The 21,479-nt window shown below is 60.3% G+C and carries 20 protein-coding genes and 3 pseudogenes; 13 read left to right on the forward strand and 10 right to left on the reverse strand.

Translation table 11 applies throughout. From position 1 onward, the window contains the following. The first annotated feature begins 129 nt into the window (after positions 1-129). Positions 130-1,110 (forward strand): hypothetical protein, encoded by a 981-nt coding sequence (locus CKW14_RS00835; protein WP_095124412.1) that lies wholly within the window; start codon positions 130-132, stop codon positions 1,108-1,110. Between the two features lie 264 nt (positions 1,111-1,374). Here the strand turns inward: CKW14_RS00835 and codA are convergent, their stop codons facing one another. The 5 genes from codA to CKW14_RS00860 form a co-directional block, all read right to left on the reverse strand. Further along, positions 1,375-2,622 (reverse strand): cytosine deaminase, encoded by a 1,248-nt coding sequence (gene codA, locus CKW14_RS00840; RefSeq protein ID WP_095050572.1) that lies wholly within the window; start codon positions 2,620-2,622, stop codon positions 1,375-1,377. Between the two features lie 14 nt (positions 2,623-2,636). Next, positions 2,637-3,908, reverse strand: coding sequence for a cytosine permease (codB, locus tag CKW14_RS00845; RefSeq protein WP_095124413.1), 1,272 nt, complete (start codon positions 3,906-3,908; stop codon positions 2,637-2,639). A 298-nt stretch (positions 3,909-4,206) separates the two neighbouring features. Beyond that, a complete protein-coding gene (locus CKW14_RS00850) occupies positions 4,207-5,019 on the reverse strand; it encodes an alpha/beta fold hydrolase (protein WP_095050574.1) in 813 nt (270 codons plus the stop codon). A gap of 200 nt (positions 5,020-5,219) precedes the next feature. Continuing rightward, positions 5,220-5,576, reverse strand: a complete 357-nt coding sequence (queD, locus tag CKW14_RS00855) for a 6-carboxytetrahydropterin synthase QueD (RefSeq protein WP_007915588.1) — start codon at positions 5,574-5,576, stop codon at positions 5,220-5,222. Positions 5,577-5,661: 85 nt separating this feature from the next. Continuing rightward, positions 5,662-6,741, reverse strand: a complete 1,080-nt coding sequence (locus tag CKW14_RS00860; RefSeq protein WP_095124414.1) for a hypothetical protein — start codon at positions 6,739-6,741, stop codon at positions 5,662-5,664. A gap of 242 nt (positions 6,742-6,983) precedes the next feature. Here CKW14_RS00860 and CKW14_RS00865 point away from each other — a divergent pair, with 242 nt between their 5' ends. Genes CKW14_RS00865 through CKW14_RS00880 form a run of 4 tightly spaced genes read left to right on the forward strand, consistent with a single transcriptional unit; the run spans position 6,984 to position 9,585 of the window. Then, positions 6,984-7,292 carry a PepSY domain-containing protein gene (locus CKW14_RS00865; RefSeq protein WP_095124415.1) on the forward strand — a complete coding sequence of 103 codons (309 nt, stop codon included), beginning with the start codon at positions 6,984-6,986 and terminating at the stop codon, positions 7,290-7,292. Continuing rightward, the gene (locus CKW14_RS00870; protein WP_095050577.1) at positions 7,292-7,603 is read left to right on the forward strand and encodes a PepSY domain-containing protein; all 312 of its coding nucleotides are present in this window, start codon (positions 7,292-7,294) and stop codon (positions 7,601-7,603) included. Before CKW14_RS00865 ends, CKW14_RS00870 begins: the two co-directional genes overlap by 1 nt. Before the next feature lie 3 nt (positions 7,604-7,606). Next, positions 7,607-8,275, forward strand: coding sequence for a response regulator transcription factor (locus CKW14_RS00875; RefSeq protein WP_038362523.1), 669 nt, complete (start codon positions 7,607-7,609; stop codon positions 8,273-8,275). After that, positions 8,272-9,585 (forward strand): sensor histidine kinase, encoded by a 1,314-nt coding sequence (locus tag CKW14_RS00880; RefSeq protein ID WP_095124416.1) that lies wholly within the window; start codon positions 8,272-8,274, stop codon positions 9,583-9,585. Before CKW14_RS00875 ends, CKW14_RS00880 begins: the two co-directional genes overlap by 4 nt. A gap of 519 nt (positions 9,586-10,104) precedes the next feature. Here CKW14_RS00880 and CKW14_RS30335 read toward each other — a convergent pair. Together CKW14_RS30335 and CKW14_RS30340 are read right to left on the reverse strand one after the other, a co-directional pair. After that, a complete protein-coding gene (locus CKW14_RS30335) occupies positions 10,105-10,860 on the reverse strand; it encodes a methyl-accepting chemotaxis protein (protein ID WP_371857720.1) in 756 nt (251 codons plus the stop codon). Positions 10,861-10,962: 102 nt separating this feature from the next. Then, positions 10,963-12,471, reverse strand: a pseudogene (locus CKW14_RS30340) (HAMP domain-containing protein); the annotation flags it as partial. Between the two features lie 166 nt (positions 12,472-12,637). Here CKW14_RS30340 and CKW14_RS00895 point away from each other — a divergent pair. The 3 genes and pseudogenes from CKW14_RS00895 to CKW14_RS30350 all read left to right on the forward strand — a co-directional run. Further along, a complete protein-coding gene (locus tag CKW14_RS00895) occupies positions 12,638-13,954 on the forward strand; it encodes a Na+/H+ antiporter family protein (RefSeq protein WP_095050993.1) in 1,317 nt (438 codons plus the stop codon). A gap of 203 nt (positions 13,955-14,157) precedes the next feature. Continuing rightward, positions 14,158-14,934: pseudogene (locus CKW14_RS30345) on the forward strand (cache domain-containing protein); the annotation flags it as partial. A gap of 312 nt (positions 14,935-15,246) precedes the next feature. After that, positions 15,247-15,840 (forward strand): annotated as a pseudogene (locus CKW14_RS30350) (methyl-accepting chemotaxis protein); the annotation flags it as partial. 208 nt (positions 15,841-16,048) lie between these two features. Here CKW14_RS30350 and CKW14_RS00910 read toward each other — a convergent pair. Continuing rightward, positions 16,049-16,984 carry a LysR family transcriptional regulator gene (locus tag CKW14_RS00910; RefSeq protein WP_095124417.1) on the reverse strand — a complete coding sequence of 312 codons (936 nt, stop codon included), beginning with the start codon at positions 16,982-16,984 and terminating at the stop codon, positions 16,049-16,051. 113 nt (positions 16,985-17,097) lie between these two features. Between CKW14_RS00910 and CKW14_RS00915 the strand changes: the two genes are divergently transcribed. From CKW14_RS00915 to CKW14_RS00925, 3 genes are all read left to right on the forward strand, one after another. Further along, complete coding sequence (locus CKW14_RS00915; RefSeq protein WP_095051024.1) at positions 17,098-17,583, forward strand: DMT family transporter; 486 nt, start codon at positions 17,098-17,100, stop codon at positions 17,581-17,583. 3 nt (positions 17,584-17,586) lie between these two features. After that, positions 17,587-18,039: a DMT family transporter gene (locus tag CKW14_RS00920; RefSeq protein WP_093433867.1), complete on the forward strand. Its 453-nt coding sequence runs from the start codon at positions 17,587-17,589 to the stop codon at positions 18,037-18,039. A gap of 1,363 nt (positions 18,040-19,402) precedes the next feature. Further along, a complete protein-coding gene (locus CKW14_RS00925; protein ID WP_077573617.1) occupies positions 19,403-19,567 on the forward strand; it encodes a metallothionein in 165 nt (54 codons plus the stop codon). A gap of 25 nt (positions 19,568-19,592) precedes the next feature. On the opposite strand, the gene CKW14_RS00930 is transcribed toward CKW14_RS00925, so the two are convergent. Beyond that, positions 19,593-19,865, reverse strand: a complete 273-nt coding sequence (locus CKW14_RS00930) for a hypothetical protein (protein ID WP_095050997.1) — start codon at positions 19,863-19,865, stop codon at positions 19,593-19,595. Between the two features lie 39 nt (positions 19,866-19,904). Further along, positions 19,905-20,132, reverse strand: a complete 228-nt coding sequence (locus CKW14_RS00935) for a DUF6555 family protein (RefSeq protein ID WP_093433873.1) — start codon at positions 20,130-20,132, stop codon at positions 19,905-19,907. A gap of 136 nt (positions 20,133-20,268) precedes the next feature. Between CKW14_RS00935 and CKW14_RS00940 the strand changes: the two genes are divergently transcribed. Together CKW14_RS00940 and CKW14_RS00945 are read left to right on the forward strand one after the other, a co-directional pair. Next, on the forward strand, positions 20,269-21,042 hold the full coding sequence (locus tag CKW14_RS00940; protein ID WP_095124418.1) for a helix-turn-helix domain-containing protein: 774 nt from the start codon (positions 20,269-20,271) through the stop codon (positions 21,040-21,042). A 236-nt stretch (positions 21,043-21,278) separates the two neighbouring features. Then, positions 21,279-21,452, forward strand: a complete 174-nt coding sequence (locus CKW14_RS00945) for a DUF1427 family protein (RefSeq protein ID WP_007969534.1) — start codon at positions 21,279-21,281, stop codon at positions 21,450-21,452. The last annotated feature ends 27 nt before the right edge of the window (positions 21,453-21,479 follow it).

Below are 21,479 nucleotides of genomic sequence, written 5' to 3' on the forward strand. Positions count from 1 at the left end.
AGCCTGCTCGCGAAGGCGCAGTGTCAGCTGAAAAATATATCGACTGACACACTGCATTCGCGAGCAGGCTCGCTCCCACAAGGGATTGCGTTTTACAGTGGCCTTCTTCGGCGACAGGGGCAAACACTGATGACGCAATTCTACGATGCACGCGGCAATATCTATGGCGTGATCTCGCCCACCGAATTACGCGAGGCGGGCATCGATTTGCCATCCGGCGCCACCGAATGCGCCTCGTCGCGTCAGTCCTGGAGCGCGGCTGCAATCAAACTCTGCTGTGACTGGCCCGAAGGCCAGCGCCCGGCGAACAGCAAATCCCACCGCAGCGACGGCCTGCTGATCGGACCGTTCCAGACGTCGCCGCCATTCGACGTGCTGATCGTCAACACCGACGGCACCCTCGCCGAGCGCAGTGGCAACGGCCTGACGATTTTCTCGCAGGCGCTGACCGAGCAAGGCTTGATGCCGGAGGAGGGTGCGTTGGTGCGCGTGCATCACGACAAGGGTGGCGCGGTGGAGACTTCGGTGAAACCGGCTGAAGTCGAAGGCGTTCGAGGTTTCTGGCTTGATCTCGGCCAACCGCGATTCGGGCCGGATGCCGTGGGCGCGCAGGTGGTTGAGAGCCTTCAGTTCAACGGTCGGGACGTGAGCCACGTCGCGCCCTTGGCACAACTTGATTGCGAGTGGGCGCACAGCCAGTTCGTGCGCATCGGCAACCCGCATTGCGTAACCCTGCTCGCCGACGAAGCGGCGTTGCCGAGCAACGAGCCGATGCGTGAATCCCCCCTGAGCGAAGGGTTGACTGCAATCGCCTACGCCATGCCCACCGGTGGCGGTGATCCGTGCCCGGCGGGCGTCAATCTGCAATGGGCGGTGCTGGAGTCGCCGCAGCGAATCCTCGCCCGGGTGTTCGAGCGTGGCGAAGGGCCGACGGCTTCATCCGGGACCAGCGCCAGTGCGGTGGCTTGCGCGGCGTGGCGAGTGGGTTGGGTCGCGGCGGGAGAAGTGCAAGTGGTCATGCCCGGTGGCACGGCGCCGATTTTGCTGGAAGAGGCGGACGGAGAATTAGTGCGGGTCAGATTGTTTGGTACGGCGCGGCTGATGGGCTGAATTCAAAACCGCCATCGCTGGCAAGCCAGACTCCCACAGGGTTTTGTGGTGAACACAAATAGTATGTTCAAACACATAACCCTGTAGGAGTGAGCCTGCTCGCGATAGCGGAAATACATTCAACATAATATCGCCTGATACACCGCTATCGCGAGCAGGCTCACTCCTACAGTGGATAGTGGCTGTACTCAGTTTTGTGTTCAGCATCAAACCCTGTGGGAGTCTGGCTTGCCAGCGATGGGGCCATCGGCCTCAACACAAGTCTCAGCTCAGCGCGGTACTGAATTCCACCACCGGCATCTGCCGCTTCATCAACACCTTGCCGCCACGAATCGAATACAACGGCAGCCCCTGACTACGAATTACCTCGTAATCGCTGTCCGCCGACAGAATCAGCAGATTCGCCGGACGCCCCTGTTCCAGGCCGTAACGCTCACCCAAGTGCATGGCTTTGGCGCTGTTGTCGGTGACCAGATCCAGCGCACTTTGCAGGTTGCGGTAACCGAGCATGTGGCAAATATGCAGCCCCGCCTCAAGCACTCGCAGAATGTTGCCGTTGCCCAGCGGATACCACGGGTCGACGATGGAATCCTGACCGAAACACACGTTCATGCCGGCTTCGAGCAGCTCATTCACGCGGGTCACGCCACGGCGTTTGGGAAAGTTGTCGAAGCGCCCTTGCAGGTGAATGCTCTCGGTCGGGCAGGAGACAAAACTGATCCCGGAGTGGCCGAGTAAACGGAACAGTTTGGCGCAGTAGGCGTTGTCGTAGGAACCCATCGCCGTGGTGTGGCTAGCGGTGACCAGCGCGCCCATGTCGCGGCTGCGCGCTTCTTCGGCGAGCACTTCGAGGAAGCGCGAATGCGGGTCGTCGGTCTCGTCGCAATGCACGTCGACCAGGCAACCGGTGCGCTCGGCCAGGTCCATCAGGAACTTCACCGAACTCACGCCCTGATCGCGGGTGTATTCGAAATGCGGAATCCCGCCGACCACGTCGGCGCCCATGCGAATCGCCTCTTCCATCAGCTCGCGGCCATTGCGGAACGACTCGATGCCTTCCTGCGGGAACGCGACGATTTGCAGGTCGATAAGGTGACGGCTCTCCTCGCGCACTTCGAGCATGGCTTTGAGCGCGGTGAGTTGCGGGTCGGTGACGTCGACGTGGGTGCGCACGTGCTGGATGCCGTGGGCGGCCAGGGCCTGAATGGTTTTCTTCGCGCGGGTCTTGGTGTCTTCTTCGGTGATGGTGACCTTGCGCTCGCCCCAGCACTCGATGCCTTCGAACAATGTGCCGCTCATGTTCCAGCGCGGCTCGCCAGCGGTCAGCGTGGCGTCGAGGTGAATGTGCGGTTCGACGAAGGGCGGCACCACCAGATTGCCGCCGGCATCGAGGTCATCCGGGCCAAGGGTCGGCGCTTCGGTCTGCCGGGCGATGCTGCGGATCAGACCGTCTTCAAGGTGCAATTCGTGCAAACCTTCCTGGTTGCGCAAACGGGCGTTGATGATGTGCATCAGGCGAGTCCTTTTTATAAGTCTTGTAGTGGCGCGGTCGCGCTGCGAGCGCCGAGTACGCCGGTGACGATGACATACGTTAGCGCGGCAGCAGCGATCCCTACCAGCGGCGCGACCCACGGCGAGCTGAACGCGGCGACGGTGCCGACCGCATAGGCCCCGAGTCCCGGCCAGTTGAACGCCGGTAACCGTGCGTCGGCCAGGCGCGGATAACGCCCGCGCCAACGGAAGAAGAAGTCCGCCATGATCACCCCGCCAATCGGTGGAATCACCGTGCCGAGCAGAATCAGGTAAGGCACCAGCATGTCGTACATGCCCAGCAGTGCGAGCAGAGTGCCGATCACCGCACCGGCGAGGGTCACGGTTTTACGTCGGCCGGTGCGCAGCAGATTGCAACCAGCGACGGCGAAGTTGTAGATGGTATTGTCCTGGGTGCTCCAGATGTTCAGCAACAACATGGCCATCGCGGCCATGGCGAAACCTTGTAACAGCAGCACTTCAACCACGTCGGGTTGTTGGTAGACGATGGCGCCATACGCACCGATCAGCACCATTAGGCCATTGCCGATGAAGAATCCGATCAGGCTGGCCAGCACCGCCACCCGCGCCGAGCGCGAGAAGCGTGTCCAGTTGGTCGCCTGCGTGGCGCCGCTGACGAAGGTGCCGAACACCAGAGTAATCGCCGTCGACCAGTCCAGCGAACCTGTCGGGACGACGCTGAGCAAACCTTCGAAACCGCCGACTTTCACCGTCGCCACCCACATCGACAGCATCAGTAGCAACATCATCGCCGGCACCGCGATGTAAGACAGAATCTCCAGTCCGCGATAACCGACGTAGGCCGTGGCGCAGAACAGCAGACCGAACAGGACCATCAGGCCGAGCACCGTACTTTCGTCGAGATTGAAATATTTACCGATCACCACGGCAGCCGTCGCCGTGCCCCAGGCGTACCAGCCGATCTGGGTGAAACCGAGGATCAGGTCGCTGAGCTTGCTGCCAACTTCGCCGAAGCAGAAGCGCCCCATCAGCACTGAGTTGAGGCCGCTTTTGAAGGCGATGTAACCCAGGCCCGCCGCATACAAACCGAGTAACAAATTGCCGACGACGATCACCGCCATCATCTCGGCGAAACTGAACGCCACGCCGAGCTTGCCGCCGGCAAACATGGTCGCGGTGAAAAATGTGAAACCGAGCAGCACCATCGCCGTCGAGGCCAGGCCTTTGCGTGCATGCATGGGGACTTCGCTGAGGGGGTAATCGTTGCCGGGATCGTTCTGCGTCATGGGGCGGTCCTTGCTGGAGTGGAGGAGACGCGGGGGAGGGTTGCAGTGGTCGTGCCAAATGCCGGATGGCGCGGGTTATGTATAGACGAGTCGCGTCGGCAAGCGCGAAAACAGTGCACCTGAATACACCGGAGCCCCAATGTAGGAGCTGCCGAAGGCTGCGATCTTTTGATCTTGTTTTTGATCGTTCCCAAGCTCTGCGTGGGAATGCTGCCCGGGACGCTCCGCGCCCCACTTCAAAGCCGAACGCGGAGCGTCCGTTGAGGCATTCCCACGCAGAGCGTGGGAACGATCAAGGTCAGAGGAAGCGCAGCAGGGCGGCGACGATGGCTTCGGGGGCGTCTTCCTGGACGAGGTGTCCGGCGTTGGCAATCGGGTGGAATCGTGACCCCGGGATCATTTGATGTAACGCGCGGCCACGCTCGATGGGAATCCACTGATCCTGCTCGCCCCAGAGAATCTGTACCGGGCAGCGGATCGTTGGATACAGGCTTTCTGCTTCTCGGGTATAGCGCTCATCCATCTGCGCAATCTGCCGATAGAACGCCGCTTGCCCCGGATCGCCAAGCCACGGCTGCACATAGGGTGCGAGTTCGTCGTCGGGGATATCCCGGTGAATCGCCCCGCGAATATAGGTCGGCACGATGGCGCGCTGAATGTAGTCGGGGATGCCACTAAACGCCGCTTCATGCTGACGCACATGCTGCACGAATGGCGAACCCCATGGTGTCAGCGCGACCGGATCAATCAGGGTCAGGCTGCGGTAATCCCTGCCGTTTAGCAGATGTGCGCGCAGCACGGTGGCGCCGCCGAAGTCGTGGGCGACGACGTCAGGGCGTTGCAGATTCCAGTGATCGAGCAGTTGCGTCAGCAGGTGATTTTGCACACCGAGGGAGACATCGGCGTCCGGTTGCTCGGAGCGCCCGTAGCCCAGCAGATCGAAGTAATGCACCCGATGCGTGGCGAAAAAGTGCGGTGCGATCCGATGCCACACGTATGACGAAAACGGCGTGCCATGCACGAACACCAGCGGCGGGCCATCGCCGCGCACGGCATAGCGGACCTGTCGGCCGTTGAAGTCAAAGACCTGATCCAGCAGCCAGTCTGTCATGGGCCTGTCCTCTTGGCGGGTGGGAGCCAAAAAGCATAGGCGTAAAAAAACAGCCGTGAAGGCTGTTCTCTGGCAAATCACTGTTTCCTTGTGGGAGCGAGCCTGCTCGCGAAAGCGGTGTGTCAGTCGATATCAATGTCGGCTGACACACCGCTTTCGCAAGCAGGCTCGCTCCCACAGGAGTATCTGGGTTTCAGAAGTTACTCACCGCGATAGATGCAACCGCTGGTGCAGGTCTCGTGAATACGGATCGCGCTCAGTTCCGGCAGCAACGGCTTCATTTCATTCCAGATGAATTTGGCCAGTACTTCGCTGGTCGGGTTTTCCAGACCGGGAATGTCGTTCAGGTAGTTGTGATCGAGACGCTCGTACAGCGGCTTGAAGATCGCCTTGATTTCAGAGAAGTCGCGGATCCAGCCGGTGTGCGGATCGAGGTCGCCGCTGAGGTGAAGCGCCACTTTGAACGAGTGACCGTGCAGACGCCCGCACTTGTGGCCGTCCGGGACGTGCGGCAGGCGGTGGGCGGATTCGAAAGTAAATTCCTTGAAGATTTCCACAGTATTTTCGGCTCTGTTCAGATGGCGTTCGCCGCAGCGATTCGGGCAGGCGGCGAGTTTATCAGCTTGTGTTTGACCGTGCTGACTAAAGGGTCAGCAAGCGCTCGGCGAGGCGACCATTGGCAGTCAGTTCAAGAAATTCATCGCCCAAGCGGCGGCTCTCGTCCATCGCTGCGTGCCAGTATTTCTGCCGGCTCGCTGCATCGCCCATAAAGCGCTTGAAGTCGTTGCGGTCAGGCAATTTGCCGTAGGGCAGGCGCGCCAGATATTCCTTCGACGGCGCGAGCAGCAGCACGTCCTGCAAGCGCTCCACCGAGGCCTTGCGCCACGGCAGGGTCTTGTCGAACCAGCCCGGAATGACCCGGTCGGTGAAGTGCGGATAGAGCACGATGCCGTCACCGCTGTAGGGCAGGTCGAGGTGATAATCGAGCAGACCACCATCGCGGAAAGTGCCAGCACCGGCGCCCGGCAAATCCCGTACACCTTCCATGACCATCGGGATCGAACCCGAGGCGAGCAAGGCCTGACGCAGGTTGCTGGCATTCAGGGCGACGAAGCGCGACGGGAAGTCGTTCAGCGCATTCACCGGCGGGGCCAGGCGTGGGTCGTGGATGATCAAGCGTTCGAAGTGTCGCGACAGGCGCGCGCGGCCGCGCAAGTTGTCGGCGATCACCGAACCCAGCGCCAGACCCAGGCGACCGCGATGGTCATCAGCCAGGCGCCCCTGACTTTTCACCACCATGATGTTCAGGCGGTAATGCGCGTTGTCGAGGATGCTCGCGTCGCGGCCGTCGAGCAGGTCATGGAGCATGCGCTGCGAGCTCTGACTGATCTCGGCCATGGTCACGCCTTTGTTGAAGTTCTGCTCGGCGTACAGATGGCCGAGACGCCGGAGGCCCTCGGCGGCGTCCGGCAGGCAGGCACTGGCGAAGCGCCAGGAACCGACCGAGGCGCCGATCAGCGAACGCTCGCGCGGCGCGCTGGGCAGCCATTCACCGAACAGCGCCAGATCCAGCCCCTGAATCCCCAACGCCTTCGGCCCACCGGCAGCGCCGGGCAGGGTGCCGACGTCGGCGGCATTCAAGCCTTGGGCACGAATGCGCGCCATGGCGCGTGGGCCGGCTTTGAGGGTGAGGGCGGGGAATTTGATGTGGATGGCGGTCATACCGGTCTCGATCGTTAGCAAGCGAACAATTATAAGCACATGTTACAAAATCCTGTAGGAGCTGCCGAAGGCTGCGATCTTTTGATTTTGTTTTGAAAAGACAAGATCAAAAGATCGCAGCCTTCGGCAGCTCCTACGCGGGGATATGTATTGAGCTGGAGCAATGATGGCAATTCAGTTTCAGTTAAGTTCATCCCGCTAAGGTGCCCACCGTATGCAACACATAAAAATATGGAGACACCATGAAAACCCTGACTGCCCTGTCCATTGCCTCGATTATCGGTTTCACTGCCAGCCTTGCCCATGCCCGCGATCTCGGCCCTGACGAAGCCCTGCGTCTGCGCGACGCTGGTACTATCGTCTCCTTCGAGAAGCTCAACGCCACCGCGTTGGACAAACACCCGGGTTCGACGATCACTGAAACCGAGCTGGAAGAAGAGTACGGCAAGTACAGCTACCAGATCGAAATGCGCGATCCGCAGGGCGTCGATTGGGATCTGGAATTAGACGCGGTGACTGGGCAGGTTCTCAAGGATCATCAGGATAAGTAATGAAGGTTAATGTTCGCGCCACCAGCCGTACGGCATTGGCGCTGGTGATTTTCTGCTCGGCCGCGATGGCGCGTGACCTCGATCAGGACGAAGCCCTGAGTCTGCGTGAGAAGGGCGTGATCCTGCCGCTGGAGCAAGTGCTGCAGCAGGCGCTGGATCGCTATCCCGGCGCAAAACTGCTGGAAGTCGAGCTGGAAGAAAAACACGACGTCTATATTTATGAAGTCGAGTTGCTGACCGTCGAAGGTGTCGCCCGTGAGCTGCACTTGAAGGCCGATACCGGCGAACTTGTGAAAGACAAGGAAGATTGATCGATGCGTTTGCTTTTGGTGGAAGACCACGTACCGCTGGCCGACGAATTGCTCGCCAGCCTGCAACGACAAGGTTACGCGGTCGATTGGCTGGCGGACGGTCGTGATGCGTTGTATCAGGGCAGTAGCGAGCCCTATGACCTGATCATTCTCGACCTCGGCCTGCCGGGTGTGCCGGGGCTTGAGGTGTTGGCGCAGTGGCGCGCCGGCGGTCTGGCGATTCCGGTATTGATTCTCACCGCGCGTGATTCCTGGGCCGAGCGCATCGAAGGTCTGAAGGCCGGCGCCGATGATTACCTGACCAAACCGTTCCACCCCGAAGAGCTGCAGTTGCGCATTCAATCGCTGCTGCGCCGCTCCAAAGGCCAGGCCAATCAGCCGACATTGCAGGCGGCCGGTCTGCATCTGGACGAGGGTCGGCAATGCGTGGTGCGCGACGGCGCCGATATTCAACTGACCGCCGCCGAGTTCCGTCTGCTGCGTTATTTCATGCTGCACCCGGAGCAGATTCTCTCCAAAAGCCATCTCGCCGAACACCTCTACGACGGTGAAACCGAGCGTGATTCCAACGTCCTCGAAGTGCACGTCAACCACCTGCGGCGCAAGCTCGGCAAAAGCGTGATCGAAACCCGTCGCGGCCAGGGTTACCTGTTCGGCGGGCAGGCTTCGTGAGGTCGATCCAGCGCCGCTTGAGCCTGGGTTTGATCAGCGTGATGGTGGTCGTCGGTGTGGTGGTGGCGCAAACCAGTCTGTGGTTGTTCGAAGTGGGTTTGCAGCGCTACCTCGAAGCCGGCCTGCGCAACGACAGCGAGAGCCTATTGGTGGCGCTGGTCCGTGGCCCACAAGGGCTGCAACTGGATGAAAGACATCTGTCCCCGGCCTACCAGCGGCCGTTTTCCGGGCACTACTTCCGTATCGATTTTGCCGACAGCCACTGGCGTTCACGCTCGTTGTGGGATCAGGACCTGCCGCTGCTCGACCATCCCGGGTTGCACAGCAATCTGCAACTGGGGCCGGACGGTCAGCAGTTGCTGGTGCTGCGCTCGGATTATCGGCGCCTGGGCCAGTCGATTTCGATCAGCGTCGCGCAGGATTACACCCCCGTGCGCGAGAGCTTTCAGCGCATGCGCCAGATCGGCCTCGGCCTTGGTCTGGCGGCATTGTTACTGATTCTGTTCTTGCAGCGATTGACCGTGCGCCGCGCGCTGAAACCGCTGGAAAGGGCTCGTGAGCAGATCGCGCAATTGCAGCAGGGCCAGCGTTCGCAACTCGATGATCAGGTGCCGGTGGAACTGGAACCGCTGGTGGCGCAGATCAACCATTTGCTCGCGCACACTGAAGACAGCCTCAAGCGTTCACGCAATGCCTTGGGCAATCTCGGGCATGCATTGAAAACGCCTTTGGCGGTGTTGTTGAGCCTGGTCGCCAGTGAAAAACTCGATGCGCATCCCGAGTTGCGCAAGGTGCTCAAGGAACAGCTGGAGCAGGTGCAGCAACGGCTCAATCGCGAGTTGAACCGTGCGCGGCTGTCCGGTGATGCACTGCCGGGGGCGCTGTTTGATTGCGATGCGGAGCTGCCGGGGTTGTTGGCGACGTTGAATATGATTCATGGCGAGCATTTGGCGCTGAGTTATGTCGCGCCAGCGGGGTTGCAACTGCCGTGGGATCGCGAGGATTTGCTCGAACTGTTGGGGAATCTTCTGGATAACGCCTGCAAGTGGGCGGACGCCGAGGTGCGTCTGAGTGTGATTGAACGTACGGATGGATTCGCCCTGAGCGTGGAAGATGACGGCCCGGGGATTCCCGAGGAACAGCGCGCTCAGGTATTCAGTCGCGGTACGCGGCTGGATGAGCAGACCCACGGGCATGGGTTGGGGCTGGGGATTGTGCGCGACATCGTCGATACGTGGGGCGGGTTGCTGGTGTTGGGCGAGAGTGAGTGGGGCGGGTTGAAAGTGGTGATCGAGTTGCCTCGGCGGTGAGCCTCTAAAAGCCCCTCACCCTAACCCTCTCCCAGAGGGAGAGGGGACTGACCGAGGTGTTTGTTCGAGGTACACCGACGTGAGATACCGAGCCGAACTCAGGTTCCGAAAGCCTTCCCTGGACCGGAGATATCGAGTCGAACTCAGGTTTTGAAAGCCTTCCCGGGACCGGAGATATCGGGTCGAACTCAGGTTTTGAAAGCCTTCCCGGGACCGGAGATATCGAGTCGAACTCAGGTTTTGAAAGCCTTCCCTGGACCGGAGATATCGGGTCGAACTCAGGTTTTGAAAGCCTTCCCTGGACCGGAGATATCGGGTCGAACTCAGGTTTTGAAAGCCTTCCTGGGACCGGAGATATCGAGTCGAACTCAGGTTTTGAAAGCCTTCCGTGATCTGAAATACCGAGCCGAACTCAGGTTTTGAATGACATGAAGATCGGCTCCCTTTCCCCCTCGCCCCCCTTGGGGGGAGAGGGCTGGGGTGAGGGGGGAATCCCACTGACACCCCACAACCTGCGAATCAAACGCGAAACTGATCCATCAAACTCTGCTGCTGATTCGCCAGGCTATTGAGCGACTGGCTCACCCGCGCCGACTCATTCGCCTGCCCGGACAACGACTCTGTCACATCGCGGATCGTCGCCACGTTGTTATTGATCTCTTCCGCCACCGCACTTTGCTCTTCAGCGGCGCTGGCGATCTGCAGGTTCATGTCGCTGATCACCGTCACCGCATCGCCGATCTGACGCAGCGCAGTCACCGCCTGGCCGACTTGTTCGACACTGCCCTGAGCCTGACGGTGGCTGTTGCCCATCGAACCGACTACATCCTGCGTGCCGGTTTGCAGTTGCTCGATCACCTGACGGGTTTCTTCCACCGACTCTTGCGTGCGGCGGGCGAGGTTGCGGACTTCATCGGCGACCACGGCAAAACCACGTCCGGCTTCACCAGCACGCGCCGCTTCGATCGCGGCGTTGAGCGCGAGCAGGTTGGTCTGCTCGGCGATGGCGCGAATGGTTTCCAGCACCGCGCCGATCTTCTCGCTATTGGCCGCCAGCCCTTCGACTTGCACCATCGCCGCACTCATGTCGGCAGCGAGGGTGTCGATGCTCGCCGTGGTGCGATCGATCACGGTCAGGCCCTGACGGGTAGCGCGATCAGCATCCTTGGCCGCCTCGGCAGCTTGTGCCGCGCTACGGGCGACGTCTTGTGCAGTGGCGCTCATCTCGTGGGACGCGGTGGCGACCTGATCGACCTGACGGTATTGCTGTTCCATGCCAGCACTAGTCTGAGTGGCGATGGCCGAGGACTGGTCGGCGGTGTTGCGCGCATCCTGCACCGAGCGTTTCACCTCGGCGATGATCGGCTGCAACTTGTCGAGGAACTTGTTGAACCAACCGGCCAACTGACCGAGTTCGTCCTTTTTGTCGTAGGCCAGACGGCGGGTCAGATCGCCTTCGCCGCTGGCGATGTCTTCCAGCATGTGCGCCACGCCGAGGATCGGCTTGGTCACGCTGCGCGCCATCAGCCACACCAGCAGCAGGCCGATCAACGCCGCCAGCACGCCAAGGCTCAGTTCGATCAACGTGCCGGAATTATTGCTCGCGTCCAGCTGTTGCTTGAGCGCTTCGGCGCGGCTGACCAGAACTTTTTCCGGTACATCCAGCAGCACGCCCCACGAAGGGCCGCCGGGAATCGGCTGGAACGGCGACAGCACTTTCAACTGGCCGTTGCTGTGCAGGCTGCTGACGCTGGTGCTGGAAGCCAGTTTGCTCAGCAGTTCGGCGCCGCTGATCTTGTCGACGGCATCCAGACGCTGGCTGAGTTTGCCGGCATCCCGGCTGTAACCGGCGAGGAGGCCGGCGGGGCTGATAATGCTCACGGCGGTCTGGCCGTCATAGAGCTTTTTGCTCGCGGCCTGACTGATCGCTTGCAGGCTGTTGAGGTTGATGTCGACCGACAGCGAGGCGATGACTTTGCCGTTGACCATCAGCGGGAAGACGATGCTGGTCATCAGCACGTTTTGCCCGTCGATCACGTAGAAGTACGGTTCGATTACACACGGCTTGAGTGTGGCGCGCGGGCAGGTGAACCAGGCGTTGGCCGCTTGACCGCTGGGGCCGGTGCTGGTGTCGGCCATGTCGCTTTCCGGCAGGGCCATGGAGGTGACTTTGCCCGGGGTCGGTTGCGACCAGTACAGGGCGAAACGGCCCTTGTCGTTGCTGCCGAGTTCAGCCTGACCGGCAAACAGTTCGTCCTTACCGTCCAGCGCGTTGGCTTCGAATACCAGCGACAGGCCGAGCAGGTCCGGGTTGGCTTGCAGCGCGGATTTGACCTGACGGGTCATGTCTTCACGCAGGTCGAAGGCATCGAGGAAACGCTTCTCGGCCTGCTCGCGCAGAAACAGTACCTGCCGCGAGAAGCCGTGACCGTACTGATAGGCGTCCATGAACTGCTGGCGAATGCCGGCCGCCTGCACTTCCCCTTGCGATTCGATGCGCGCTTGCGCCGACTCGGTGAGCATTTCCATGCTCGAAGCTTTCACCAGTTCAGAACTGTGCTCCATGCGATACAGCGAAAGACCTACCAACAGGGTCACGATACCGGCCAGGCAGAGGCCGGCGAGCAGGGTGATTTTCCATTGGATGGAAAGTTGTCTGAGCGACATGGAGACGTCCTTATTCGATAAATATCTGAGACTTTGCACTGTAACGGCCGCGTTTCGGCTTTCTTTATCCTTGAAACACAATATGACCAATTGCCGCATGCGGAGGCTGGAAACCCTGTTCTTGATCGTTCCCACGCGCAGCAAAGGAATGCAGCCCGGGACGCGCCGCGTCCCAAAGCGGACGCAGAGCGTCCAGTGAGGCGTTCCCACGCAGAGCATGGGAACGATCACTGGAGGCGGTGTTGGCTTTGACAAGGGAAGTTCGCTGCGGCACAGTGCGCGCCCTTCTAATAAGACCCTCTTTGCAAATCCGCCGGTATTCCGTTGGCGGACTCATCCTGTCTGGCGATGTGTTTTCCATCGCAGTGTTTTTCGAGGAAGTGAAATGAACGCAGTCATAGCGGCAGTCGGCATCATGCTGATCCTCAGCCTGTCCCGCGTGCACGTAGTGATCGCCTTGATCGTCGGCGCGCTGGTCGGCGGCCTGACCGGTGGTCTGGGCATCGACGCCACGCTCAAGGCGTTCAACAGCGGCCTGGGCGGCGGCGCGACCGTGGCGTTGTCCTACGCCTTGCTCGGCGCTTTCGCCGTGGCGATTGCCAAGTCCGGCCTGGCTCATGCGCTGGCCGATAAGGCGCTGGCAATGGTCGATCGCCAGCACTCGACCGGCGGTGGCAGCGTCAAATGGCTGCTGATTGGCCTGTTGTGGGTAGTGGCGATTGCCTCGCAGAACATTCTGCCGATCCACATTGCGTTCATTCCGCTCTTGGTGCCGCCGCTGCTCTATGTGCTGACCAAGCTGCAACTCGACCGCCGCTTGATCGCCTGTGTCATGACATTCGGTTTGATCACGCCGTACATGTTCCTGCCAGTGGGCTTCGGCAACATCTTCCTCAATGAAATCCTGCTGGCCAACGTTGCCCGTAGCGGTGTCGACATCAGCGGTATCAATGTCACCCACGCCATGGGCATTCCGGCGCTGGGCATGGTCTTCGGCCTGGCGATGGCGTTCATCACCTATCGCAAGCGGCGCGTATACGACCTGGCGAAGATCGAGCAGGTCGAGCAAGTGGCGGTGCAGTACAACCCGCTGAGCCTGATGATTGCCGGTGTGGCGATTGCTGCTGCGTTCATCGTGCAACTGCTGCTGGACTCGATGATTATCGGGGCGCTGGTCGGTTTCCTGATCTTCTCGGTGTCGGGCATTGTGAAATGGCGCGAGACCGATGACCTCTTCACCGAGGGCATGAAGATGATGGCGATGATCGGCTTCATCATGATCGCCGCCTCCGGGTTTGCCGAGGTGATGAAGGCCACTGGCGAAGTGCAGACGCTGGTTGAATCCTCGGCATCGTGGATCAATCACAGCAAGGGCATCGGTGCACTATTGATGCTGCTGGTCGGGTTGCTGGTGACCATGGGCATCGGTTCGTCGTTTTCCACAGTGCCGATTCTGGCGGCGATTTTCGTACCGCTGTGCGTGCAACTGGGCTTCAGCCCGATCGCCATTGTCTGCATCGTCGGCACCGCCGGTGCTTTGGGCGACGCCGGTTCGCCAGCGTCGGATTCGACCCTCGGCCCGACCTCCGGCCTGAACATCGACGGCCAGCATCACCACATCTGGGACACCGTCGTGCCAACGTTCCTGCACTACAACCTGCCGTTGCTGGCGTTCGGCTGGGTGGCCGCGATGGTCCTCTGAACCCTCTCCGGTGATCGTTCCCACGCTCTGCGTGGGAATGCCTCTTGTGACGCTCTGCGTCACGTTGTTGGACGCGGAGCGTCCGGGGCTGCATTCCCACGCAGAGCGTGGGAACGATCCTCATACCGAAGCTCAACTTTTGCTTGCGCGTGCCGTTAAAGCCTTTAACCACGCCAATAAAACCAAAAGAGTGAGCCCCCACAATGCGCCTGAGCCTCAAGGCTAAAGTCCTCTCCCTCGCCGTTCTCCCGGTGTTGCTCTTTGCCCTGGTCATCAGCCTGACCACGCTGTTCATCCTCCAGGAACAGGCGCACAAAGAGGTCGAACAGACCCGCGAGCGCCTGCTCGGCGATGCCAAAGCCACTCTGCAAAGCTACGTCGCCGTGGCCATGACCACGATCAAACCGCTGTACGACGCGGCCGCGCCGGGTGACGTTGAGGCGCGGGCGCAGGCGATCAAACTGCTCTCGGGCATTCGCTACGGCAAGGACGGCTACTTCTTCGGCTACGACTCCGAGACCGTGCGCCTGTTCAAAGCCAACGACCCCGAAGGCGTGGGCAAAAGCTTCAAGGACAACCGCGACCCGAATGGCGTTTACGTCAATCTCGGGTTGGTGAAAGTGGCGAAGGACGGCACCCACTATCTGCAATACAGCTCGCCACTGCCGGGCAACGCCAACGTGCTGGTGCCAAAGCTCGGTTACACCGAATACCTGGCGAAGTGGGACATGGCCGTCGGTACGTCGGTCAACCTCGACGGCATCGAAGCGCAAGTGGCACTGGTCGAAGCGCAGGTGCAGGAACGTATGCAAGGCGTGGTGCTGAGCATCGTCGGCGTCGCGGTGGTGGTGCTGTTGGTGATCGCGGCGGCAGGGATGCTGCTGGCCAATACCATTTTGCGTCCGTTGACCCTGATGAAAGCCAACCTCGACGACATTGCAGCGGGTGAGGGCGACCTTACGCGTCGCTTGAACATCACCAGCCAGGATGAACTTGGCGAACTGGCGGGCTCGTTCAACCGTTTCGTCGACAAGATTCATGGTCTGGTGCGGCAGATCACCGAGATGACCACGCAACTGACCGGTCTGGTGACGCAAGTGTCCGATCAGGCCCAGCGTTCGGATCAGGCGATGGAGCGTCAGCGCCACGAGACCGATCAGGTTGCCACGGCGATCAACGAGATGTCTGCCGCCGCGCAGGAAGTGGCCAAAAGCGCACAGAACGCCGCCGTCGCCGCTCAGCAGACCGACGAAGAAGGCCAGAGCGCCAAACGCGTGGTGGCTGGCAGCATCAAGCAGATCCATGCGCTGGTCGATGACATCCGCAGCAGCGGCGTGTCGCTCGACAGCCTGCAGCAAGACGTGACGTCGATTGTCGGCGTGCTCGGGGTGATTCGTTCGATCGCCGAGCAGACCAACCTGCTGGCGCTCAACGCCGCGATTGAAGCGGCGCGGGCCGGTGAGGCTGGGCGTGGTTTTGCCGTGGTGGCGGATGAGGTGCGGGCATTGGCCAGTCGCACGCAGATCAGCACGCAGGAAATTCAGGGGATGATCGATCGTTTGCAGGCGGGTACGCAGCAAGCGGTTGAAGCCATGCGTCGTTCCAGTGAGGCGGGTGACGGCACCTCACAGCAGGCCAATCAGGCCGGTGCTTCGCTCGACGCGATGGCATCGTTGATTGCGACGATCAACTCGATGAACGCGCAGATTGCCAGTGCGGCGGAAGAGCAGACGGCGGTGGCGGAGGAGATCAACCGCAGCGTGCATCAGATTGCGGTGGCGGTGGACAGCGTGGCCGATGAGACGCAGTTGGGTGCGCAGACTTCGCGTAGTTTGGCGGAGCTGGGGCAGCGCCTGGGCAAACTGGTCGGGCAGTTCCGGATCTGACAGCCTGAAAAGCCCCTCACCCTAACCCTCTCCCGGAGGGAGAGGGGACTGATTGGGGGATGCTATGGAACTACGCCGACCTGAAACAGCTTTACTGAATCCATAATCGACTGAATCTTTCCGGTCGATGGATGACGCGAGACACCTCGGTCAGTCCCCTCTCCCTCCGGGAGAGGGCTAGGGTGAGGGGCTTTTGATCTTCAAAGACTCAAGGTCGATCCCAATAGGGCACTTCACCAAAACATTCGACAAAGAAATCAATCACCGTCCGCACCTTCACCGACAACCTGCGGCTCCCCGGCCACAACACCGCAATCTGCTGCGGCTCCAGGCTGTTCGACACCTGATAGTCCCGCAGCACCGGCACCAGCGTGCCGTCGCGCACTGCTTCGCCAATCAGCCATGACGGAAACATCACCAGCCCCAGGCCTTGTTCGGCGGCTTGGGTGAGGGTGTCGGCGTGGTTGCCGGTGATCGGGCCTTTCACCGAGTACGGCGTCCAGTCTTCGCCATCGCGGCGGAAAAACCAGCGCTGCTGGCCGGCCGCGCCTTTGTAGGCGAGGCAATGGTGTTGCGCCAGATCTTCAGGTTTCTGCGGCGTGCCGTGGCGCTTGAGATACGCCGGGCTGGCCGCGACCTGAAAGCGATGCGGCGCGAGAATCCGTGCCTGCATGCTTGAGTCGTGCAGCGGGCCGATGCGAAACAGCAGGTCAGCGCCTTCCTGCAACGGGTCGACGTAATGGTCGGTCTGCTGGATATCCAGTTGCAGCTTCGGATAACGCGCGCACAACTTCCCCAACCACGGCGTCAGATGCCGCTGACCGAATACTACCGGGGCGTTGATGCGCACCAGGCCGGTGGGTTCGCTTTGCTGTTCCTGCAGCGCCTGTTCGGCTTCCTCCAGTTGCACCAGCATCAGCCGCGCATGGTGACCGAGCATGCGCCCGGCTTCGGTTGGCGTCACCGCTCGGGTGTGGCGATAGAGCAATTGCTGATTGAGCGCCTGCTCCATCAACTGGATCTGCCGGGAGATCGAGGAGGGTGCCACGCCTTCCCGACGGGCGACTTCGGAAAAGCTGCCGTGATCGAGCACCGCCACAAACAGCCTTAGCGCTTTGAATCCGAGTTCGTTTAGCCCGTGCATCATTTGTCCTGCTATGCGAGTTACGCAAAAGTGTTGTCCGGATGCTCCCATTTATCGCACAGCTTCGCCAGCCGATAATCCGCGCCATCGTTTACTTGAGTGGAATGTTGTTTATGCAGACGTTGGATGAGGTGAGCGTCAGCGCACCGGCGACGAAATCAGGGTTGCGCTTGTTGCTGCTGCCGCTGGTGATTCTCGCGGGCATGGGCTTGTCGGTGGAGGCGGGGTTGCTCGGTCCTTTGGGCGTGCAGGTCGGGCATCTGTGGGCGACCTTGAGCATCTTTGGTGTCGGCTCGGCGATTCTGTTTTTACTGCTGTTGTTCGCCGGTCCGCAAAAAGGCCCGGCACTAACGGATCTGCCGCGTTGGCAGTTGATTGGTGGTTTTCTGGGGCCGATGTATGTGGTGGTGCTGACGTTGGCCACGCCGCATATCGGTATCGCCATGACCATGATCGCGATTCTGTCCGGGCAGGTCGGCAAGAGTGTGTTGATCGACCATTTCGGCTGGTTCGGCGCGACGCGCAAGAAGGTCAATGCTGAGCGCTGGCTGGCGTTGGGGTTGATTGTGGCGGCACTTGTTTTGATTGCGCGGGGGTGAGTGATGAGTCTGGTTATTTTGTTGGCGGTGGTGGTGTTGGCCGGTGCGGTGTTGAGTGTGCAGGCGGCGATCAATGGGCGTTTGGGTGAGAGCGTCGGGGTGTTGCGCAGTAGTTTGCTGACGTTCGTTGTGGGTGCGGTGTCGACCGGGTTGTTGATTTTGTTTTTTGAGCCGGCGCATGCGGTGAGTCTTTTGGATGTGCCGAAGTGGCAGTTGACCGGGGCGCTGTTTGGTGTGGTCTACATGATGGTGATGGTCGGGGCGGTGCCGGTGGTGGGGACGGCTGTGGCGACGGTGGCTGTGATTGTCGGGCAGTTGGGCATGGGGATGTTGATTGATAATTTTGGCTGGCTGGGGAATCCGGCGATTGAGCTTTCTTCCAGTCGGATTTTGGCGATGGGGTGTTTGGGGTTGGCTTTGGTGTTTATGTATCGGAGTTCGCGTCAGGCTGGGTGACCTGGGTTGGGTACATATCCGTTGCTGCGGTAACGGCTGCTTAGGGTTTCGCCCTTACGGCGACTCACTTTTTTTACAAACGCCTAAAAAAAGTAAGCAAAAAAACGCTTGCTCCTACGTGCGGCCCACTCGCTGGGGCTCGGGGTTCCTTCGCTGCGGGATCGATCCGGGCGCAGCGTCTCCGGTTTGCTTCGCTGCACCTACTCCCGCTGTGTTTGGCTGCGCCAAACGGTCGCTGCGCTCCCACGCCCGGATCAATCCCTCCACTCAGCCTTCCGACGTCGCTTTACAGATCAAAAGCTGCAGCCGAGCTAACGCTCATCCTGTTGAGTGGTGAGGAGCAACAGCGTGTTCGGCTTTGATTCTGTGGTGGGGCTGCCCCTCACCCCAGCCCTCTCCCGAGGGAGAGGGAGCCGATTTGTGGGCTTTTCAAAATCTGAGTTCAACGCGGTATCGCAAGTCGGCGTAGCTCGCTCAATCATCTCGATCAGTCCTCTCTCCTTCAGGGAGAGGGAGCCGATTTGTGGGCTTTTCAAAATCTGAGTTCAACGCGGTATCGCAAGTCGGCGTAGCTCGCTCAATCATCTCGATCAGTCCTCTCTCCTTCAGGGAGAGGGAGCCGATTTGTGGGCTTTTCAAAATCTGAGTTCAACGCGGTATCGCAAGTCGGCGTAGCTCGCTCAATCATCTCGATCAGTCCTCTCTCCTTCAGGGATAGGGGGCTGATTTGTGAGCCTTTCAGAATCTGAGTTCAACGCGGTATCGCAAGTCGGCGTAGCTCTCTCAAATACCTCAGTTAGTCCCTCTTTTTCTTTGAGGGTGATGGGCCGATTTGTTTGCTTTTCAGAGCCTGAGTTCAGCGGGGTATCGCACGTCGGCGTAGCTCTCCCAAACACCTCAATCAGTCCCCTCTCCCTCTGGGAGAGGGCTAGGGTGAGGGGCTCTTGATCTAGCTTTTGATCTTGTTTCGGCTTTTGATCTTTTGCCCCATCGGCAGGCCGAGCGGAGGTGTTCATCCGGGGGTAGGCGCGCAGCGCCGTGCGGCGAAGCCGCACACATCGAAAGGAGGTGCAGCGAAGCAAACCGTAGGCGATGCCCCCGGATGGACACCGTAGCGAGGGAACACTGAGCCTCAGCGAAGTGCCGTACGCCAGGGGCAAAGCCTTTTGCTTACTTTTCGGCGTCTGGAAAAGTGAGTCGCTGTAAGAGCGAAACCGCCAGCGGCAACACCCGCAGCAACGGATATGCCCCCAATCCCAATCCCAAACAAAATCAAAAGATCGCAGCCTGCCGCAGATCCTACACTGGGTGTTAGGGCTTGCCCTTCAAGCCCCAGACAACCCCCACCCAAGGAGTCTGTCCCATGCCCGATAGAAAATGCGACTGCCCCAACTGCAAATGCACGATCAAGGAAGGCGATCATGCCTACGCCGTCCACGGCAAACACTATTGCTGTGAAGCCTGCGCTCACCACCACAAGAGTGGCGAAGAGTGTTCAACCAAGGGCTGTAAATGCGCCCACGGATGACGAACGACGCATAAAAAAGTGGAGCCTAATCAGGCTCCACTTCCAGTTTCAGACTTTCATCGTCCATCCGTTCGGTATGCCGCACCGTGCCCTGCAGCCTTCGCCCCTCAACCCTGACCACGACGGTTTTCGCTTGATCAAGGTCTTCCGGCAGCGGTGCCGGCACTCGCAACGCGAAGCGAAACGGATCATCTACGACCGCCTCCAGCCCAACGCGGCAGTCCACACTTTTGGTGATACGCCCGAACAACGTATCAAGGCCATAGTCCAGATGTGCCGGGCTGTTGATGTTGGTCATGGTGCATTCCCCCGAATGATGCCGATCACCAGGCTGAGCTTAGCTGGTCGGTCGCCACACGACGTTTTCCACGCCGAATTTTTCTGCCATCGGCTTGCTGGTCTTCTGCACCTTCTCACGGCCAAAGCGCGGGATGCGACCGACGCCGGCGTCGCAGCTCGCCCAGTGCCACGCCTCGACATTGTCCATCTTGTCCGAGCGGATAATGAAGGACTTGGGCGTGCCGTGGAGGGTGTATTCGATGACATAGAGTTTTGCGTTGTTCATAAAGCCCGTATTCCTCCCTGTAGTATTAGAGGGATCGCGGCGCACCGGGAAAATTCATTCGGATTGTCCGACGGTCTCTATCGTTGGCGACGCCGTGGCGCACTGGTTACCATGGTTTCCCCGCCAACCCCAATGAATGCTCGCCATGGCCCTTGCCGCACCGCCCGATCTCAGCGATACCGATGTGCCCGTGCAACCGCTCGCACGCACGTATCCGCGCGGCTTGTTTATCGAGCCGCATGAGCATGTCTGGGGTCAGTTGCTGTATGCGATGAGCGGGGTGATGTGGGTCGAGACCCCGCACGAAGCGCTGGTGGTGCCGCCGCAGCGCGCGGTGTGGTTGCCGCCGGGGGTGCCGCACGGGATTCGGGTGGTGTCGGATTTGCAGATGCGCAATATCTACCTGCGTCCGGCGCTGGCGGCGACGCTGGACACGACGGTGCAGGTGATCGAGGTCGGTGGTTTGTTGCGCGAGTTGATTGTCGGGCTGGTGGAGCAGGGCGACAGCGGTGAACCGGCCTACTACGAGGCGTTGGTCGGGCTGGCCTTGCTGGAACTGAAACGCGCTAGGCGTTCACAGTTGAAGATCCCGATGCCGGATGATTCCGATCGGCGTTTGATGAACCTGTGCCAAGCGGTAATGGCAGCGCCGTCGCTGGAGATTCCGTTCGAGCAGCACGCGGCAAATGCCGGGGCCAGCGTGCGCACGCTGGCGCGGTTGTTCAAGGACAGCCTCGGCATGGGCTTCGCCGAGTGGCGGCGGCAGGTACAACTGGCGACGGCGGTGGCGGAGTTGATTCAGGGCGTGGCGGTGAGTGTGATTGCCCGGGAGCTCGGCTATTCACCCAGTAGCTTCAGCGACATGTTTCGTCGCGAACTGGGCGTCGCCCCTTCGCAATTCACTCTGTAACGACGCTATATCCTGAACCTACACAGAACCTTGTGGGAGCTGGCTTGCCAGCGATAGCGGTGTGTCAGCCGATGAGGATGTCGGATGTACAGGCCTCATCGCTGGCAAGCCAGCTCCCACAGGGTTTTGTGGTGACTGTGGTTGGTTTGTCCGAAATTCAGAAGTCCTTGGCCGATGCCAACCTCGCCGACTCCCTAAACTTTGCCCATTCCTTTCCACGGGCGGAGTTCCTCCCCATGAATTACCTGATTTCGCTAGCCATCGGTCTGGGCGTCGGTCTGTTGTACGGCGCGCTGGATTTCCGTTCTCCGGCGCCACCGGCTATCGCGCTGGTCGGTTTACTCGGCATGTTGGCCGGTGAGCAGTTGTGGCCGATGGGCCGGCAACTGGTCGCGGGCTGGCTGTCCTGAAATCCCTCTTTTCCTTCGGTGGATGTC

Source organism: Pseudomonas sp. Irchel s3a12 (assembly GCF_900187485.1).
GTDB classification, from domain to species: Bacteria; Pseudomonadota; Gammaproteobacteria; order Pseudomonadales; family Pseudomonadaceae; genus Aquipseudomonas; species Aquipseudomonas neuropathica.

What these genes read in the sequence shown, in the direction of transcription:
- CKW14_RS00835 (WP_095124412.1), top strand. Translation starts at nt 130, where the DNA reads ATGACGCAATTCTACGATGCACGCGGCAATATCTATGGCGTGATCTCG.
- codA (WP_095050572.1), bottom strand. Translation starts at nt 2,622, where the DNA reads ATGCACATCATCAACGCCCGTTTGCGCAACCAGGAAGGTTTGCACGAA.
- codB (WP_095124413.1), bottom strand. Translation starts at nt 3,908, where the DNA reads ATGACGCAGAACGATCCCGGCAACGATTACCCCCTCAGCGAAGTCCCC.
- CKW14_RS00850 (WP_095050574.1), bottom strand. Translation starts at nt 5,019, where the DNA reads ATGACAGACTGGCTGCTGGATCAGGTCTTTGACTTCAACGGCCGACAG.
- CKW14_RS00860 (WP_095124414.1), bottom strand. Translation starts at nt 6,741, where the DNA reads ATGACCGCCATCCACATCAAATTCCCCGCCCTCACCCTCAAAGCCGGC.
- CKW14_RS00865 (WP_095124415.1), top strand. Translation starts at nt 6,984, where the DNA reads ATGAAAACCCTGACTGCCCTGTCCATTGCCTCGATTATCGGTTTCACT.
- CKW14_RS00870 (WP_095050577.1), top strand. Translation starts at nt 7,292, where the DNA reads ATGAAGGTTAATGTTCGCGCCACCAGCCGTACGGCATTGGCGCTGGTG.
- CKW14_RS00875 (WP_038362523.1), top strand. Translation starts at nt 7,607, where the DNA reads ATGCGTTTGCTTTTGGTGGAAGACCACGTACCGCTGGCCGACGAATTG.
- CKW14_RS30335 (WP_371857720.1), bottom strand. Translation starts at nt 10,860, where the DNA reads ATGGAACAGCAATACCGTCAGGTCGATCAGGTCGCCACCGCGTCCCAC.
- CKW14_RS00895 (WP_095050993.1), top strand. Translation starts at nt 12,638, where the DNA reads ATGAACGCAGTCATAGCGGCAGTCGGCATCATGCTGATCCTCAGCCTG.
- CKW14_RS00910 (WP_095124417.1), bottom strand. Translation starts at nt 16,984, where the DNA reads ATGCACGGGCTAAACGAACTCGGATTCAAAGCGCTAAGGCTGTTTGTG.
- CKW14_RS00915 (WP_095051024.1), top strand. Translation starts at nt 17,098, where the DNA reads ATGCAGACGTTGGATGAGGTGAGCGTCAGCGCACCGGCGACGAAATCA.
- CKW14_RS00920 (WP_093433867.1), top strand. Translation starts at nt 17,587, where the DNA reads ATGAGTCTGGTTATTTTGTTGGCGGTGGTGGTGTTGGCCGGTGCGGTG.
- CKW14_RS00925 (WP_077573617.1), top strand. Translation starts at nt 19,403, where the DNA reads ATGCCCGATAGAAAATGCGACTGCCCCAACTGCAAATGCACGATCAAG.
- CKW14_RS00930 (WP_095050997.1), bottom strand. Translation starts at nt 19,865, where the DNA reads ATGACCAACATCAACAGCCCGGCACATCTGGACTATGGCCTTGATACG.
- CKW14_RS00935 (WP_093433873.1), bottom strand. Translation starts at nt 20,132, where the DNA reads ATGAACAACGCAAAACTCTATGTCATCGAATACACCCTCCACGGCACG.
- CKW14_RS00940 (WP_095124418.1), top strand. Translation starts at nt 20,269, where the DNA reads ATGCTCGCCATGGCCCTTGCCGCACCGCCCGATCTCAGCGATACCGAT.
- CKW14_RS00945 (WP_007969534.1), top strand. Translation starts at nt 21,279, where the DNA reads ATGAATTACCTGATTTCGCTAGCCATCGGTCTGGGCGTCGGTCTGTTG.